This window comes from Paenibacillus sp. FSL R7-0204 (assembly GCF_038002225.1).
GTDB lineage: Bacteria > Bacillota > Bacilli > Paenibacillales > Paenibacillaceae > Paenibacillus_AQ.
Window position 1 is genome coordinate 4,435,426 of sequence record NZ_JBBOCA010000001.1, and the last position, 16,583, is coordinate 4,452,008.

General features: G+C 56.5%; 15 protein-coding genes and 1 riboswitch. Of the genes, 7 read left to right on the plus strand and 8 right to left on the minus strand.

Annotation, left to right across the window (positions count from 1 at the left end):
• The first annotated feature begins 33 nt into the window (after positions 1 to 33).
• Positions 34 to 136: riboswitch (TPP riboswitch) on the plus strand.
• From MKX42_RS19595 to thiE, 6 genes are all read left to right on the plus strand, one after another.
• Positions 131 to 1,036, plus strand: coding sequence for an ABC transporter ATP-binding protein (locus MKX42_RS19595; RefSeq protein WP_340753969.1), 906 nt, complete (start codon positions 131 to 133; stop codon positions 1,034 to 1,036). It overlaps the preceding riboswitch by 6 nt.
• Positions 1,017 to 1,793 (plus strand): ABC transporter permease, encoded by a 777-nt coding sequence (locus tag MKX42_RS19600; RefSeq protein ID WP_340753970.1) that lies wholly within the window; start codon positions 1,017 to 1,019, stop codon positions 1,791 to 1,793. Before MKX42_RS19595 ends, MKX42_RS19600 begins: the two co-directional genes overlap by 20 nt.
• Positions 1,790 to 2,851 (plus strand): ABC transporter substrate-binding protein, encoded by a 1,062-nt coding sequence (locus MKX42_RS19605; RefSeq protein WP_340753971.1) that lies wholly within the window; start codon positions 1,790 to 1,792, stop codon positions 2,849 to 2,851. Before MKX42_RS19600 ends, MKX42_RS19605 begins: the two co-directional genes overlap by 4 nt.
• 249 nt (positions 2,852 to 3,100) lie before the next feature.
• Positions 3,101 to 3,907, plus strand: a complete 807-nt coding sequence (thiM, locus tag MKX42_RS19610) for a hydroxyethylthiazole kinase (protein ID WP_340757742.1) — start codon at positions 3,101 to 3,103, stop codon at positions 3,905 to 3,907.
• A 26-nt stretch (positions 3,908 to 3,933) separates the two neighbouring features.
• Positions 3,934 to 4,761 (plus strand): bifunctional hydroxymethylpyrimidine kinase/phosphomethylpyrimidine kinase, encoded by an 828-nt coding sequence (gene thiD, locus MKX42_RS19615; RefSeq protein WP_340753972.1) that lies wholly within the window; start codon positions 3,934 to 3,936, stop codon positions 4,759 to 4,761.
• Positions 4,758 to 5,417: a thiamine phosphate synthase gene (gene thiE / locus MKX42_RS19620; protein WP_340753973.1), complete on the plus strand. Its 660-nt coding sequence runs from the start codon at positions 4,758 to 4,760 to the stop codon at positions 5,415 to 5,417. The genes thiD and thiE overlap by 4 nt, the downstream gene beginning before the upstream one ends.
• 377 nt (positions 5,418 to 5,794) lie before the next feature.
• On the opposite strand, the gene MKX42_RS19625 is transcribed toward thiE, so the two are convergent.
• Positions 5,795 to 6,358 carry a GNAT family N-acetyltransferase gene (locus MKX42_RS19625; RefSeq protein ID WP_340753974.1) on the minus strand — a complete coding sequence of 188 codons (564 nt, stop codon included), beginning with the start codon at positions 6,356 to 6,358 and terminating at the stop codon, positions 5,795 to 5,797.
• Between the two features lie 204 nt (positions 6,359 to 6,562).
• Here MKX42_RS19625 and MKX42_RS19630 point away from each other — a divergent pair, with 204 nt between their 5' ends.
• Positions 6,563 to 8,371, plus strand: a complete 1,809-nt coding sequence (locus MKX42_RS19630; RefSeq protein WP_340753975.1) for an ABC transporter ATP-binding protein — start codon at positions 6,563 to 6,565, stop codon at positions 8,369 to 8,371.
• 95 nt (positions 8,372 to 8,466) lie between these two features.
• Here MKX42_RS19630 and MKX42_RS19635 read toward each other — a convergent pair whose 3' ends face one another.
• The 7 genes from MKX42_RS19635 to MKX42_RS19665 form a co-directional block, all read right to left on the minus strand.
• On the minus strand, positions 8,467 to 9,405 hold the full coding sequence (locus MKX42_RS19635; RefSeq protein ID WP_340753976.1) for a hypothetical protein: 939 nt from the start codon (positions 9,403 to 9,405) through the stop codon (positions 8,467 to 8,469).
• 95 nt (positions 9,406 to 9,500) lie between these two features.
• On the minus strand, positions 9,501 to 10,196 hold the full coding sequence (locus tag MKX42_RS19640) for a pseudouridine synthase (RefSeq protein ID WP_340753977.1): 696 nt from the start codon (positions 10,194 to 10,196) through the stop codon (positions 9,501 to 9,503).
• A 116-nt stretch (positions 10,197 to 10,312) separates the two neighbouring features.
• The gene (locus MKX42_RS19645; protein WP_036729188.1) at positions 10,313 to 10,498 is read right to left on the minus strand and encodes a DUF3934 family protein; all 186 of its coding nucleotides are present in this window, start codon (positions 10,496 to 10,498) and stop codon (positions 10,313 to 10,315) included.
• A gap of 147 nt (positions 10,499 to 10,645) precedes the next feature.
• A complete protein-coding gene (asd, locus tag MKX42_RS19650; RefSeq protein WP_340753978.1) occupies positions 10,646 to 11,731 on the minus strand; it encodes an aspartate-semialdehyde dehydrogenase in 1,086 nt (361 codons plus the stop codon).
• A 123-nt stretch (positions 11,732 to 11,854) separates the two neighbouring features.
• Positions 11,855 to 13,096 (minus strand): VWA domain-containing protein, encoded by a 1,242-nt coding sequence (locus tag MKX42_RS19655; RefSeq protein ID WP_340753979.1) that lies wholly within the window; start codon positions 13,094 to 13,096, stop codon positions 11,855 to 11,857.
• Positions 13,097 to 15,442 (minus strand): DUF5682 family protein, encoded by a 2,346-nt coding sequence (locus MKX42_RS19660; protein ID WP_340753980.1) that lies wholly within the window; start codon positions 15,440 to 15,442, stop codon positions 13,097 to 13,099.
• Complete coding sequence (locus MKX42_RS19665; RefSeq protein ID WP_076074576.1) at positions 15,439 to 16,542, minus strand: AAA family ATPase; 1,104 nt, start codon at positions 16,540 to 16,542, stop codon at positions 15,439 to 15,441. Before MKX42_RS19665 ends, MKX42_RS19660 begins: the two co-directional genes overlap by 4 nt.
• Between the last annotated feature and the right edge of the window lie 41 nt (positions 16,543 to 16,583).

Here is a 16,583-nt window from a genome sequence, read left to right on the forward strand (position 1 = left end):
ATATTAAGTAGCAATTACGAATTCAATAGCAACATTATTCACTAGGGGAGTCGGCCGACTGAGACGGAGCTTAAGCTCCGGACCCTTTGAACCTGATCTGGATCATACCAGCGGAGGGAAGTGGAGCAGAATGTATCAGTGGTTCTCATCACACCAGCAGCTGACTGTACCTTCCGCCCCATTCATTGCCTCCGGGAATGAATGGGGCTTTTTTGTGCTCCGCGAAGTATCTATTTCAACACGAGGAGGCTTCGTACATAGTCTTATGATCAACATTAGCAATCTATCCTATGCTTTCGGGACCGGTTCGTCCCGGACCCCCGTCTTCTCAGGGCTATCCATGAATGTGCAGCGCGGCGAATTCATTTCTGTCGTAGGCGGAAGCGGATCCGGCAAAAGCACTTTGTTCAAAATCATCGCCGGTCTGCTGGAGCCGGGCAGCGGCAGAATTATGCTGAATGGAGCCGAGTCCATTACAGCAGCGAAAAGGCTGGGCAGTGTGGCCTACATGCCGCAGCAGGATCTCCTCCTGCCTTGGCGGACCGTATTGGACAATTGTCTGCTGCCCTGGGAGCTCAAGCACAGCCGTCCCAAAGCGGCCGCCGTTGCCGAGATCCGTACCCTGCTGCAACGCTTCGGCCTTGAGGGAACCGAAGGGGCTTATCCCCAGGAGCTGTCCGGCGGGATGCGCCAGCGCGTGGCGGTCCTCCGCACCGTGGCGGCGGGAAACAACCTTCTGCTGCTCGATGAGCCGTTCGGGGCGCTTGATGCCATTACCAAGCGTTCGCTGCAGCGCTGGCTGCTGGAGTTATGGGCGGAGCTGGACAAGACGGTGCTGTTCATCACCCATGACCTGGAGGAGGCGCTCCTGCTCAGTGACAGAATCTATCTAATGACTGGCAGAGAGGGCAGCGGAATGCAAGAATTCTCAGCCGGTCTTCCCCGTCCTCGTCATCACAGTCTGAACTATGAACCGCAGTTCGCCGCCCTGCGTCAGGAATTGGAGCTGAAGCTATATGAGAACCGCCGCTCCTAGAAGATTGCTCCAGCATTACGGGCCGGCTGCCCTGCTCGCCCTGCTGACGCTTGCGGTATGGGAGACAGTAGCCCGGCTGGGCCTGGTCCCTCCCTTCATCCTTCCGGCTCCGTCCGCCATCTGCAGGGCCATGCTGGAGGAACGCCGCTTATTATTCGGGGTGCATCTGCCTGCTACCCTGCTTGAGGTACTCACAGGCTTTGCATTGTCGGTGATCTGCGGCAGCCTGCTGGGAATCGCCATGCACCTGTTCCGTCCGCTGGCCAAGGCGCTGTACCCGCTGCTGATTATCAGCCAGACGGTTCCGCTGATCGCGCTCTCGCCCCTGTTCATCATGTGGTTCGGCTACACCTTGTGGAGCAAGGTCGCCGTTGTCTTCCTGACCGCTTTCTTCCCGGTGGTCATCGGCACCTATGATGGCTTGTCCAAGAACACGAACGCCTACCGGGAGCTCTTGCTGACGTACGGCGCGAACCGCTGGCAGATTCTCGGGAAGGTGGGCGTCCCGCTGGCCTTGCCTTCTTTTTTCTCCGGACTGAAGCTGTCGGCTGTGTACTGTGTGATTGGTGCAACCATCGGGGAATGGCTTGGGGGCAGCCAGGGACTGGGCTATTTCAGCCGCAGAATGGCCGGGAATCTGCAGAGCGCCAAGATGTTCGCCGCTGTTGTCTTATTATCCCTGCTCGGTATCCTGCTGTTTCTGGCAGTCGCCGCGCTGGAGAAGATTATTCTGAAGAAAAGAGGACGTTATTCATGACTACTACCCGCTATTCCCGTTATCTGCGCCATACAATTTCAAGGCCAGCCATGCTGCTGTCCGCTCTGCTGCTCTGTATGCTGCCTGTCCTGGCAGGCTGCGCCAATACGAACAATCCGGCGGCCTCCGGCTCCTCGGCGGGGACTGGAGCTGAAGACAACGCCCATAAGCTGACGATTATGCTCGACTGGTATCCCAATGCTGTTCACTCTTTTTTGTATGCGGCAGAGGCTGAAGGCTATTTCGCTGAGGAAGGTCTGGAGGTTGAGATTCAGATGCCGGCCGATACCAATGATGCGCTGAAGCTTGTTGCTGCGGGGAAGGTGGATCTGGCACTGAGTTATCAGCCGCAGGTGCTGATGGCACGGGGCGAGCAGATTCCGGTCAAATCGATCGCTGCGCTGGTGCGCCACCCGCTGAATCATCTCATGGTTGCCGCAGACAGCGGCATTACCCGCCCCGGAGAGCTGTCCGGCAAGCAAGCCGGATATTCCTCCGTCCCGTTGTATGAAGCCATGCTGAACACGATGGTGAAAAGCGACGGCGGGGACCCTTCCTCCCTCAAGCTGGTGGATGTCGGCTATGAGCTGATTCCTGCTCTCTCCACCGGACGGGTGGATGGAATTATGGGCGGGTTCATCAACCATGAGCAGCTGATTCTGGAGCAGCAAGGTCATCCGGTCCGTTCCTTCAATCCCGTGGATTACGGGGTCCCGGATTATTATGAGCTGGTGCTGGTCGCCAGTGAGCAGGGACTTCAGGATTCACAGGGCTTTTATCAGAAATTCGTGGATGCGATCAGAAAAGGCCAGCAGTATGTAGCCGATCACCCGGATGAAGCGCTGAAGCTGCTGCTTGCCCATCAAGAGGACACCGCGCCGCTGGATGAAGCCATTGAACAGCGCAGTCTTGAGATCCTTCTGCCGCTGATGGATGCCGGCTCCCAGCCCTTCGGCTATCAGGAGAGCCCATCATGGGAGAAGGTGAACCAGTGGCTGAGCGAGAACGGCTTGCTGGCTGCGGAAGTGGATATTAAGAATGCTTTTATTAATTTTTAAAAGGGTTCTGCAAGACGTACTAAAGATTTAACAAAAAGCAAAAAGAAGCGGAGGGGAAATTTGGAACTGAAGGAGCGATAGCGACCGCCTTTGTCCCCGGATTTCTACCACGATTAGTGGTAAAAATCAAGAAATCTGGGGACAACAGCGGCCGAAAGTCCAAATGTTCACCGCAGCGACGACAATGCTTCGAGCTAATATTAAGGTCGTCTTTTTAAACCCTTATCACTAATACATCTTTCAGGAGGAATTCATATGTCTTATCTGTCCAAAGTACGCCAGGCGAACCCGCTGGTGCATAATATTACGAATATCGTAGTCGCTAACTTCACAGCTAACGGGCTGCTGGCTCTGGGAGCCTCGCCATTCATGGCCGATGCCATTGAAGAAGTAGCGGATGTCGCTGCCATGTCCGGGGCGGTTGTGCTGAACATTGGCACACTTAATGAAGCCGCCATCGCTTCCATGATCGAAGCAGGGAAGGCTGCGAACCGCCACCAGGTGCCGCTCGTGCTTGATCCCGTTGGAGCTGGAGCTACCGCCTACCGCACGGTCGTTACAGCTAAGCTGCTCAGTGAGCTTCAGCTTACTGCACTGCGCGGCAATGTGGCCGAGGTTGCCAATGTGGCCGGTGAGAGTTGGGCCAGCAAAGGCGTGGATGCCGGAGCAGGCGAAGGCGATGTAGTCGCTCTAGCCAATAAGGCGGCTCAGAAGCTGCACTGTGTCGTGATTATCACCGGCAAGGAAGACATCATCACAGACGGCAACCGCACTTATATCGCCAGCAACGGCCACTCCATCCTGACCCGGGTAACCGGAACCGGCTGCCTGCTCAGTGCTGTGGTGGGTGCATTTCTTGCCGTAAGCGGCGGGGAGGTACTTGAGGCGGCTGCCGAGGCTCTTTCCTTCTATGGCGTGGCAGCAGAGCTTGCCGCTGAAGCGGCTGAAGCCCAAGGTCCCGGCAGCTTCCAGACCTTGTTCCTGAATCAATTGTCTCTGGTGACCCCGGAGCAATACAGCAGCCGCTCACGGCTGCAGCTGCTCGCCGAAGCCTAAACCGTACAGCCAAAGGAGAGAACAAGATGACTAGCATACGCAAAGCGTTGACCATTGCCGGTTCGGACAGCGGCGGCGGGGCCGGCATTCAGGCGGATTTGAAGACGTTTCAGGAGCTGGGAGTGTACGGCATGTCTGCACTTACTGCACTCACCGCCCAAAATACACTAGGTGTCCAGGGAGTCTTTCCGATGGAGCCGGAGACCGTTGCAGCCCAGCTGGATTCGATCGGCAGTGATCTGCCGCCGGATGCCATTAAGACAGGAATGCTGTTCAGCAGTGACATTATCCGCGTAGTTGCCGGTAAAGTGCAGCAGTACGGCTGGCAGCACAAGCTGGTGATCGATCCGGTCATGGTCGCCAAAGGCGGCTCACAGCTGCTGCTCCAGGAGGCCGTACAGGCGCTGATTACAAGCCTGCTTCCTCTCTCGCTTGCCATCACCCCCAATCTTCCAGAAGCAGAGATGCTGACAGGAATGAAGATTCAGGGCCGGGAAGACCGGGAACAGGCGGCAAGACTGCTTCATCAGATGGGACCCAAGTACATTATCTTAAAGGGCGGACATGACCTGTCAGGAGATGAGGCCGTGGATCTGCTCTATGATGGACGGGAATTCCAGTACATGTCCAGCCCACGGATTGCGACGAAGCATACCCACGGGACCGGCTGCACCTTCTCAGCTGCAGTGACGGCAGGTCTTGCGCTGGGCCATTCCATGCCTGAAGCCGTCCATATCGCCAAGGCATTCATTCAAGCAGCGATTGAGGATAGCCTGAACATCGGGGCCGGGCAGGGGCCGACGAATCATTTTGCTTACGGGAACCGGATGAGATCAAGGGGGATCACGCTATGACACGGATTGACAGCGAGGATATGCGCAGACTGCTGAAGCTGTACTTCATTATGGGCAGTGTGAACTGCCGCCAATCACCGGAGGACACTTTAACCGCTGCTGCCGCTGGGGGCATCACTCTGTTCCAGTTCCGGGAAAAGGGTCCTGCTGCACTCAAAGGCGCCGCACTGCTCCGTCTCGGGCAACAGCTCCGGCAGATATGCCGGGCCTATAACATCCCGTTCATCGTGAACGATGATCTGGAGCTTGCCGCAGCATTAGACGCCGATGGCATTCATGTCGGCCAGGATGACCTGCCTGCCCGGCTGATCCGGGAGCAGCTCGGCGAGCATAAGATCATCGGAGTCTCCGCACATAATCTGACGGAAGCCCGGCAGGCTATCGCGGACGGCGCCGATTATCTCGGAGTCGGTCCTGTCTATCCTACTAGGTCCAAGGATGATGCGGAGGCCGTCCGGGGAACTACTGTCATTGAAGAGCTAAGACGAAGCGGCCTGAGCATTCCTGTGGTGGGAATCGGCGGCATCTCCCTGGAGAATGCCCAGCCGGTAATCCGGGCGGGTGCGGATGGTCTCTCCATCATCTCGGCCATTGCCGGAGCTGAGGATATACGCGAGACTACGCGGAGATTCTCTCAGCTCGTCACTGCTTCTTAATTTCAATCCAAGCACGCTGCGGGTGGAACAATGCGGGTGCCTCATGCCACGCATAGGAGTACCTCACTTTTCCATCCGTCTGCTTTGTGGCGACATATGGCGTTAACCAGGGCGCACGCACATTATGATCGGTTTTCCGATTAGATTTCGCCTACGCGGCGCATCCAGTCCAATTATGATCGGTTTTCCGATTACATTTGGCCTACGTGGCGCGCCCAATCCAATTATGATCGGTTTTTCGATTACATTCGGCCTACGTGGCGCGTCCAGTCCAATTATGATTGGTTTTCCGATTACATTCGGCCTACGCGGCGCGCCCTGTCCGATTATGATCGGTTTTTCACATACATTTAGCCTTTGTCTGCCGAGATCAGAGATCAGTAATCTTCTGCTCTGTCCCCGCGTAATCTGCCCATAACAATAGTAGAATAGAATTGTCCGTCTGCCAGCCGCTTGTCTCTGCGCAGGACACCCTCAACCTCGAAGCCAAGGCTCTCATAGAGCCGGATCGCCTTGTCATTCCTCTCCAGAACCTTCAAGCTCAGCTTATCCAGGCTGATGGTATCCGCCCAGATGATAGACTGCTCTAGCAGGCTCCTGCCGATTCCGTATCCCCAGAACTCCTGCAGCACCCCGACTCCGAACTCGGCCTGATGGGCCAGCCTGCGGAGCGGACTTCCTTGACATCTGGCGAAGCCCGCCAGCCTGTCCTGAACCTCGGCAACCAGGAACAGGTTCGTGCCGCTGGCCGTATCCGCCGCTATAAGCGACCGGAAGCCCTCCGGGTCGATGAACCCTTCCCCCTGGACCCGGTCTAAATTCTCCGTCTCCCCGTCGACCTTCAGCCTCAGCGCGGACAACTGCGGGGCATCCTGCGGCGCGGCGGATCTCACCGTGTAGCGAAGCCCTTTATTTTCATATCCCTGAGCATCAATAATCATTCTGTTCCTCTCCTCCCGAACCTAAGTCTAATGCTGCAACCTCTTTCTCCGGTTCATGCCAGCTTATCCAGTTTAGCATTTACATCCGTAAAATCCAGGCGTATAATGCCCATGTCAGACCCTGCGCCGGATTATTTTTACATATATCGCATCCTAAAAATTCAAGCAAAGCTGGTGATCCTATTGTCGAGAGGCTTCAGAGCCATGGGACCCGGAGGAGGCTTCGGGCCTGGCAAATTAAAGTTCGATGAGGAGGAGGCGAAGCCGGATATATCCAAAGCGCTGCTATTACGCATCGTCAAATATTTCGCTCCGTACTGGAAGCAGACGCTGCTGGTGATGACCGTGCTGTGCATCTCCGCAGTGCTGGGGCTGCTCCCTCCCATCCTGATTCAGCAGATCATTGACCGGGCGCTCCCGGACAAGAATCTGCAGCTGCTCTTCCTGCTGGTTGCCGCCTCGCTGGCTACAACGGTTGTGTCAGGACTGCTGGGCGTGCTGCAGAATTTTTTGAACTCTTTTATCTCCCAGAATATTGTCCATGATATGAAAAACCAGATGTACCGCCATCTGCAGAGCATGCCGCTGCAGTTCTACTCAGGCGTCAAGCAAGGCGAGGTCATCACCCGGATGACCAGTGACATTGCCGGAATTCAGGGCGTCTTCAACAGCACCATCGTCAATTGTGCCAGCAATCTGTTCATTCTGATCTCCACGGCGGTAACCCTGTTCATCATGAACTGGAAGCTTGCGCTGCTAGGCATCCTGGTCATTCCCTTATTCATCGTGCCGACCCGCAAAATGGGCAATGTCCGCTGGAAACTGGCCAAAGAGACGCAGGAGAAGATCTCGGAGCAGAATCAGATCATTGAAGAGACGCTCAGCCTCAGCGGGTACATGCTTATGAAGCTGTTCACCAGAGAGGATACCGCGCTGGCTAGCTTCCAGACCGTAAACGCCCAGGCGACACGGCTGCAAATCCGCGAATCGATGGCCGGCCGCTGGTTTATGCTGGTCCTTACCACCTTCACCAGTATCGGGCCGATGCTGATTTATCTGTACGGGGGTTATTTATTCATTCAGGGAGAGCTGAGCATCGGAGCGATTATCACCTTTGTGGCACTGCTGAGCAGATTGTATATTCCGGTTATGCAGATGACCAATCTCTATGTGGATGTGAACCGTTCGGTCGCGCTGTTTGAACGGATTTTTGACTATTTCGATATGGACCCGCTGATTGTGGATGCTAAGCTGGCTCTTCCAAGCCGGGTTGAGGGACAAGACATCGTCTTCGAGCAGGTGAATTTCGCCTACGCCCCGGACAAGCCCGCTCTGAGCGGGATCTCCTTCACGGCAGCCGCCGGATCACTGACTGCCCTGGTCGGACCCAGCGGAGCAGGCAAAACCACCATTACCAACCTGATTCCCCGGCTCTATGAGCTGGATTCAGGCGTGATCCGTATCGGCGGCAAGAACATCCGCGAGTTCACGCTGCATTCGCTCCGCTCGCAGATTGGCCTCGTCACCCAGGACACGTACCTGTTCAACGGGACGATCCGCGAGAACCTGCTCTATGCCAACGCTGAAGCCACGGAAGCCGAGCTGACGGCCGCCTGCGAAGCTGCATACATTCATGATTTCATTCTGAAGCTGCCTGAGGGCTACAACACAGTCGTCGGCAACCGGGGCATTAAGCTGTCCGGCGGTGAGAAGCAACGGATGTCCATCGCGCGCGTGCTGCTCAAGAATCCGCCCATCATCATTATGGACGAAGCCACCTCGTCACTGGACACCGTATCGGAATATTACATCCAGCAAGCCATGCATGAACTGCTGCGGGGCAAGACCAGCATGGTCATCGCCCACCGTCTCTCCACCATCATGGCAGCCGACAATATTCTGGTTGTTCAAGACGGCAGGATTGTAGAGTCGGGGCAGCACGCTTCCCTGCTGGCAGAGAATGGGGTGTACCGGGATTTGTACAACAAGCAGTTTCAGCGTGAAGATTCATAAACCAATAGGTGCGAAGCCTTAATGAAAAAGGGATTCCCGGAGCAGCATCACCTGCCCTGGGAATCCCTTCTCTTCTTGTCCGCGATCAGTACGGCTTATCGCGTAGTACGCATCGGCTTCAGCTTGTCCATCCAGCCGCTGATTTGTTCAGCCGTCTCCGTGCTCTGCAACAGCCGTTGATAATCGTCCACGTAACCGCCGTCGCCGGCAAGCTGTCCGGCCCACTCATGGAACTCTTCGAACCGTGTCAGTGCGATACTGCGCTGCCCGAGAATCAGGTAGGCGTTCAGCAGCTGCTCTAACGACTGCTCGGACGGATTGTTTTTATACTCCTGCTCACTGAGCTGAAGCTGATCGACCGCATATTGCTTGGTTAGCAGCTTATCCGGCACATAATTCGTCCCTTCCAGCTGGTAGATCCCCATCAGCGCCGGACCCAGGGGGGATTGACCCGGATAAGGACTGGCCAGCAGATCCTCGCTCCCGTCCTGATCCACATCCTCATAATTCACGCTGAACAGATCGTTAACCGTCACCTGCATCGTTCCGTCGATCTCTTCGACCACAATAGACGCGTACGCCGGACGGTTGTCCATCAGACTGAACAAGAAGGTATTCCGGTTGTTCTGCACAATCGCTTCGGCCCAGAGCTGCTCCTCTTCATTCCAAATATCGCCGCCTTCCAGGGTAAGCCCGGCCTTTTTACTGTCAAAGACCATCTTCCCCTCTTTGACGATGGCGAACTGTGTATAGCTGAACTCCCCCTTATTCCAGTAATATACCTGAAAAATCTGCCCGTTCAACTGAACCGCATCCATATGTACGAACCCCGAATACTCATCTGCTATCTCAGGGGACACTTCCGCTAGCGCCGCGGCAGCCGCATCTTCCTCCTGATGCCCTCCAGGTGCTGTTGAGAGATCCGCTGCCGGGGAAGCGGTTGGCGCTGCTGATGGATCTGCTGATCCGCCATCCCCTGTTCTTGAGCAACCCGCTATGATTGCTAAGGCTAACAATAAGGTTATAATCCGCATGTAATCCTCCTAAATGTCGTGTCGTGGTAGCATGACCTCCTGTATATCCATCCGGGAGCCCGCTTCGGAAACATATACTGGTATGTGAGTTGCGGCTATCCTTCCAATCTGGCATGAAGCTCCGCGAGCTCTTCCTCCGTCAACCGTCTCCACTGCCCTTGCGGAAGACCGCTGAGCGTAATATGCATAATCCGTATCCGCTCCAGGCGGAGCACACGATAGCCCAGCGCCTTGCACATCCGGCGGATCTGCAGATTCAGCCCTTGGGTCAGAATAATCATGAACTCCTGATCCGAGATCCGCCGGGTGAGGCATGGCTTGGTCCGGGTCTCCAGAATATCTACACCCGCTGACATCTCCGCCAAAAAGTCTTCCGTGACCGGCTTATCCACGCTCACCCGGTATTCCTTCTCATGACTATGCTCGGAACGCATCATCCGGTTGACAATCGACCCGTCATTGGTCAGCAGAATCAGCCCTTCCGAGTGCTTGTCCAATCTGCCGACGGCAAAAATCCGGGATGGATAGTTGATATAATCTACGATATTCCCTTCCACATGCCGGGCGGCTGTACAGGTAATGCCTAGCGGCTTGTTCAGCGCCAGGTAGACCCGCTCCTCCCGGTCTGGAGTCACAGTAATTCCGTCTACAGCTACCGTATCTCCAGGCTCCACGCTTGCTCCAGGCGTACAGACCTGCCCGTTAATCGTGATCCTTCCGGCGGCAATCAGCCGATTCGTCTCTCTGCGCGGATAGACACCGGTCTCACTGATATATTTGTTAATTCTCATGAAGTACCCGCTTTCAGGTCCTACATATGAAAGAACACCTGATTCACATAGCCATCAGATGTTGCCTCCAACCTATAACCCTTATATTTGGTAATTATCAATGGGCAGATGTCCGCTTATTTAGCGCCTCCGGTTTTGTTGCTGCCGCTGCTGCTCTTAGCCGGTTTGGCTCCTTTGGCACCTGGGCTGCCGGGAGGGCCGCTTCGGGCCGGCTTCACGGGTTTTGCTGTCTTATTCCAGCGGGTCCAGCCCTTGCTGCCTGTTCCTCTACCTGTGCCGCCGCCTTTACTTTTTGCCACAATATCACTCCGTCAATATTCAGTTTTCGTCGTACATTACTCTATCTTACCATTATTTCGGGCGGATTGTCAGGTCCAACTGCAAACAGCCTGCGCGGAGAGCCTCCGGCAGGCTGCATAACAGGTATCTATCCAAGAGCATAGAGTGGCTTATTTAGGCTGAATATATCCTTCGGCCTTAAGCAATTCGGCGATCAGTACCGCACCGCCGGCAGCGCCTCTTACCGTATTGTGGGACAGGCTGACGAATTTGTAATCGTACAGTGAATCCTCGCGCAAGCGTCCTGCGGAGATGCCCATGCCGTTCTCAATATCGCGGTCCAGACGGGTCTGCGGACGGTTCTCTTCCTCAAAATACGTGATGAACTGCTTAGGAGCACTCGGCAGACCGAGCTCCTGCGGACGCCCCTGGAAGCTGTTCCAGCGTTCCAGAATCTCCTCGCGGGAAGGCTTCTGCTCAAAGGAAGCAAAGACAGCCGCCATATGGCCGTCAGCCACAGGTACACGAATACACTGTGTGGTGATTACCGGCTGCTCGCTTGGTACGATCCCTTCACTGGTTACCTTACCCCAGATCCGGAGCGGCTCCTGCTCGCTCTTTTCTTCTTCCCCGCCGATGAAAGGAATCACGTTATCTACCATATCCGGCCAGTCCGCGAAGGTCTTGCCTGCACCTGAAATCGCCTGATAAGTAGTTACAACCACCTTGGAAGGCTTGAACTCATGAAGTGCATTCAGGGTAGGCATATAGCTCTGAATGGAACAGTTCGGTTTCACGGCGATGAAGCCGGTCTCTGTCCCCAGACGTTTGCGCTGCTGGGCGATAACCTCCAGATGCTCCGGGTTAATCTCGGGAATCACCATCGGAACATCAGGTGTCCAGCGGTGTGCCGAATTGTTAGAGATCACCGGTGTTCCGGTACGCGCATAAGCTTCTTCCAGCGCCTTGATCTCTTCCTTCTTCATATCTACGGCGCAGAAGATCAGATCCACATCCGCAGCCACTTCCTCTACCTTGGAGGCGTCTTGAACCCTAATGCCTTTGACTGCTTCTGGCATAGGGGTAGAGAGCTTCCATCTGCCTTGAACAGACTCCTCATAGGACTTGCCGGCTGAATTCGCGCTCGCCGCAATCGCCGTTACCTGAAACCATGGATGATTCTCCAAAAGTGCAATGAAACGCTGGCCGACCATACCGGTACCGCCAACAATACCCGCTCTGAGCTTCCTCGACATAAGAAATTCATTTCCTTTCAAGCAGCGCCTAGCGAAAGACGCTTTTTAATAACCGATTATAAAGGATAGCGGCATGTTACACAATATGTGATTATAAAGTAAGTGTTTCCTCTTCTAATAAAATTACCGCGTCATCCCCAGCCGCTTCGCCAATTCACCCAGCTCCTGGCCCTTCAGCGCCCCTTCCACCAGGACAGGCAACAGTGCCGGAGTACAGGCGAAGCAAGGCGTTCCATCACGGGCGAGCTGAGCGGCCAGCCGTTCATCATAGGAAGGCTTACCCTCATCGGAGAGGGCCAGCAGCGTCATCGTCCGCACCCCGGATTCCCGCAGCTCGCGCATCCGCCGGACCAGACCGGCCTGATTGCCGTTCTCGTACAGATCCGATACGATAATGAACAGCGTCTTCTTCGGCTCCTCGATGAACTGCTCGCAATACTTCACCGACTTATGAATATCCGTGCCGCCCCCGAGCTGGATGCCGAAGAGCATGTCAACAGGATCATTCGCACATTGCTCCGTCAAGTCTACCACCTCGGTGTCAAAAGCAACGACACGCGTGTTCAGCGCCGGGATACTGGCGAAGATCGAGCCGATCACCGACGCCCAGATCACAGAGCTGGCCATCGAGCCGCTCTGGTCAATATCCACAATGACCGTCCATTCCTTGCTGCGGCGGGCCCGGTCGAAATAGAAGAAGCGCTCGGGGATAATCATCCGCCGCTCTGCATCGTAGTGCTTCAGGTTGCGCTCAATCGTCCGTTTCCAGTCCAGCCCGCTGAGTGAAGGCAGCGGGGAATGCTGCCGCTTGTTGAGTGCACCGGTGACCGCACGGCGGATGTCGGTCTCCAGCAGCTTGACCAGCTCATCCACAAGCGCCTGGACGAGCATTCTTGCGGTATCTTTGGTTTTCTCCGGGATTTTGCCCTTGAGTGCCAGCAGCGTACCGACCAGCTGAATATCCGGCTTCACTGCCGCCAGCAGCTCCGGCTCGAAGAGCAGCTGCTTCCAGCCCTTGCGCTCCATCGCATCGGTCTGAATAACCGAGACTACATCCTCCGGGAAGAAATTCCGCACATCCCCGAGCCATTTGGACAGGTTAATCGCAGCATGTCCCGAGCCTGCACCTCTGCCCTTCGAAGCGGCAGCGGCACTCCCTTCTGCCTTACCTGCGCCTGTCTCATTATAGATAGCAGCCAGCGCTGCATCCATAATCAGCTCTTCCTCGCTTAAGCTCCGGCCGCTGCCTGAGCCGAAGCCGGGCAAGGCTTCTTCCGCTTCCTGCCCCAGAATCAGCCGCCAGCGTGTAAGGGCGCTGTTCTGGTTATCCTCCTGTAACTCTTCCTTCAGCTCTTCTTCACCCATCTACAGGTCCCCGAAGTCAAAATCATTCAGATCATCCAGCATTTTGGCTTCCTCCTCCTTCAGTTCTCCTGTCAGAATCTCGGCGGCTTGCTCTGTGTTCACGCCCCACAGCTCACCCAGCAGCTCGGCGATCATCGTCTTCTCACGCGGGGAGAAGGTACTGAACGCCCGGCGCAGGAAGACCAGCGCACGCTTGAACTCCTCATCCTCCAAGGCGTTGATATAGTCATTCAGCTGCTCCCACAGGCTCATCCGCGACAGCAGTCCATAGCGGTTACGCATGGACAGGCCTTCGAACCAGCCTGCCCCAAGGTCTGCCGGTATCCCTGGGGACAAGCGGCGCGACACCTCTGCCGCAACCTCTCCGGCGGGGATGGCTCCACGCTCCATCAGGATCGCGCAGGCGAAGCCCGACAGCCGCGGGTTGCGGTCATCCCGCTGCGCCAGCTGCAGCAGCTCCTGCAGCCACAGAGCCGTATCCGCAATCTCGCTATGCTCCTGCGAGATGTTGTTCAGGTCATTCATTGCGCCGATCATCAGCGCCGCCGCTTCATCATTACAGCCGCTGGCATCCAGCAGGAACAGGCAGCCCCGGCGGAACAGCTCCTCCAGCAGCGGTACGAACGGGGCCGTATCCACCTTGCGGATGTCGCCGTATCCGATGATCTTGGCCAGTTCCCTTGCAGCCGTGGCAATCGAGACAACATCCCGGCTGTCTACCGCAAGGCGCTGCAGCACGCGGCTGCTCTCCTCCATCTGCGTGGTCATGGCACATTCGCAGGCGGTGACAATCAGCGCAGAGGCCTCAGCGATAGAGCTGCATTCCAGCAGCTTCTCGCGCAGAACGTAGGCTGCCGCCACCTCAATGGTCTCGCCCAGCAGTGTAGACTCCACGATCTCAATCTCTACCTCCGGCGCCCACTGGAGGACCCAGTGCTCTGCCCAGGTCGCCCCGGACTGGCCGCTCGGCACATTCCGGGCGAAGTGGATGCCGAGCAGCTCCAGCCGGTGGAACAGCACCGAGCGGTGCAGATCGAGATAAGCCGCTTCACTGCTTGACACCCGGCGGTTCTCGCGCAGATCCAGCGTCAGGTCGCTGGCTACAGTCGATCTGTACTTCTCCAGCTTGTAGCGCTTCAGCAGCCGGTTCAGGTCATCCTGAATCGGCGTCTGGCTGACGCCATCGGCCAGCCTTCCGATATTCGTACCGACATCCACCCGGGCCAGCGAATCGGCGATAACGGCCAGATCACCGTGGCCGAGCAAGGTCTGTGCGGCATCGCGCAGATCGCGCAGCGTAGGTGCGCTTCCACCGTGCAGCGCCGCCAGCGACTCTGCCAGCCGCACCGCTTCAATGACTTCGGCCGTGGAGCGGTGTGTCCCTGCTCTGCGCACCATCCGGGCCACAGAGGAGAGATAGAGATGGGGCAGCTCCTCAGCGCGGCCTGAGGCCATCAGCTCCCACATCATCTGGAAGTAGTGCGGAGCCGCGTTGCCCGCACCGTAACCCGACATGGTGGAGAGCTTATAGTAGGAATACGGCATCAGCGTCAGCTTGGTAGAGCGTGAAGGCAATGACGCAAGCTCCGTATCGCTCATCCCCTCCGAGAGATCAGCCAGTGCGGCGGCGTGGTATGCACCGCAGATCACAACAATCTTCTCCGGCAGATGCCCTTCTTCAATCTTGAGCTTAATTCTCCGCCTCATATAAGATTCGCGCAACGCGTTATAAGCATATTCCCGCGGCTGCTCTGCACGCTCCGTGGACTCCGACAGCTCCCGCATCTGGGCAGAGAAGGCCAGAATCGCGGCGCGGTATGCGCCGCCGCTGGCGTTATGCTCGTAATTACGCTCCCAGTACATATCATAGTCATGCTCACCGGCAAGCCGGGCAATCCGGCTGTATACGGACTCCGGCTCACTGACTTCCTCTTCCGCCGGCTCCCCCTGTTCTTCAGCTACAGGCTTCAGCTCCGGGCGTCCGCCAGCATCCTGCCGTAAAGCATCCTGCAGCCCCAGCGTTACAGAGGAAGGCAGGTCGATGAACTCGGCCTGTGCTCCATGCTCCTGAGCCCATTTCATCCCCTGATATTCCGGGGAATACACAGCGAACGGCCAGAGCACCGTCCGTACGGGCAGATCCTCGGTGAAGGCCAGAATAGCCACCGGCGGCTTCGTTACCGCGTGGGTTAAATGACGGATCTCTCCGCTTGCATCGCTCGGCCCCTCAATCAGCACGGCGGTCGGCTGCAGTTCGTTCAAATATTCCAGGACATGCCTGGCACCGCCCGGAGACAGATGCCGGACTCCGAAGACATGAACGCCGGCAACCGCTGCCCTGCTCACTCGTTCATCTCCTTGCAGGCTTGATAGAGTCCGCGCCAGTCCGCTCCTTTTTTCTTCATTACATTATCCAGATATTCCTTCCACACCAGCTTATCCTTGTCGTCATCCTTGACGATCGCCCCTTGGAGTCCCGCTGCCAGATCCTCGTCGGTCAGTTCTCCGCTCCCGAAGCTTGCCGCCAGTGCCATGCTGTTCGTCAGCAGCGAGATGGCTTCTGCTGTGGAGATTACACCGGCTGGAGTCTTGACCTTCTCCTTCTTGTCGAGGGTCATGCCGCTGCGCAGCTCGCGGAAGATGGTGACCACCTTCAGCAGCGCTTCATCCGCCGGAACAGCAGCCTGCAGCTCATACGAGGAGGCAATCTCACCCACACGCTTCTTCACAATGGACAGCTCCGTCTCAAGGTCCGATGGCGCAGGCAGCACAATGATATTGAAGCGCCGTTTCAGAGCAGCAGACATCTCATTGACTCCGCGGTCCCGCGTATTAGCGGTGGCTATAATGGAAAAGCCCTTGCGGGCACTGGTCTCCTTACCCAGCTCCGGCACGGAGATCGTCTTCTCTGACAGAATCGAGATCAGCGCGTCCTGTACCTCGGAGGCACAGCGGGAGATTTCTTCAAACCGGGCAATTCCTCCATCCTCCATCGCCCGCATAATCGGGCTCTTGACCAGCGCCTCCGGCGTCGGTCCGTTCGCCAGGAGCATGGCGTAGTTCCAGGAATAGCGCACATGCTCTTCGCTTGTTCCCGCCGTCCCCTGCACCACCATACCTGAGTTGCCGTAGATCGCCGCTGCCAGATTCTCGGACAGCCAGGATTTCGCCGTACCCGGCTCCCCGATCAGCAGCAGTGCACGGTCGGTGACCAGTGTGGCAACCGCCATCTCGATCAGCCGGGTGTTGCCGATGTATTTCGGCGTAATCACGGTCTTGCCCGCCTTGCCGCCAGTAATGAACGTGAGAACTGAACGCGGGGACATCTGCCATCCGGCCGGAATACGCCCGGTGTCCTCCTTGCGCAGAGCCTCCAGCTCATCCTGGTACAGGATTTCGGCAGGCAGACGCATGTAATCCTGAAGCTGATCTTGTTCTGTTGACATGTACACCTCTCCTTAGTTACAGCATTGTAGTGAAAAGATAA

Coding starts and splice junctions, on each gene's coding strand:
- MKX42_RS19635 (WP_340753976.1), bottom strand. CDS start 9,405: ATGCGGATTATAACCTTATTGTTAGCCTTAGCAATCATAGCGGGTTGC.
- thiE (WP_340753973.1), top strand. CDS start 4,758: ATGACACGGATTGACAGCGAGGATATGCGCAGACTGCTGAAGCTGTAC.
- MKX42_RS19665 (WP_076074576.1), bottom strand. CDS start 16,542: ATGTCAACAGAACAAGATCAGCTTCAGGATTACATGCGTCTGCCTGCC.
- MKX42_RS19630 (WP_340753975.1), top strand. CDS start 6,563: ATGGGACCCGGAGGAGGCTTCGGGCCTGGCAAATTAAAGTTCGATGAG.
- MKX42_RS19625 (WP_340753974.1), bottom strand. CDS start 6,358: ATGATTATTGATGCTCAGGGATATGAAAATAAAGGGCTTCGCTACACG.
- MKX42_RS19595 (WP_340753969.1), top strand. CDS start 131: ATGTATCAGTGGTTCTCATCACACCAGCAGCTGACTGTACCTTCCGCC.
- MKX42_RS19655 (WP_340753979.1), bottom strand. CDS start 13,096: ATGGGTGAAGAAGAGCTGAAGGAAGAGTTACAGGAGGATAACCAGAAC.
- MKX42_RS19600 (WP_340753970.1), top strand. CDS start 1,017: ATGAGAACCGCCGCTCCTAGAAGATTGCTCCAGCATTACGGGCCGGCT.
- MKX42_RS19605 (WP_340753971.1), top strand. CDS start 1,790: ATGACTACTACCCGCTATTCCCGTTATCTGCGCCATACAATTTCAAGG.
- asd (WP_340753978.1), bottom strand. CDS start 11,731: ATGTCGAGGAAGCTCAGAGCGGGTATTGTTGGCGGTACCGGTATGGTC.
- MKX42_RS19640 (WP_340753977.1), bottom strand. CDS start 10,196: ATGAGAATTAACAAATATATCAGTGAGACCGGTGTCTATCCGCGCAGA.
- thiD (WP_340753972.1), top strand. CDS start 3,934: ATGACTAGCATACGCAAAGCGTTGACCATTGCCGGTTCGGACAGCGGC.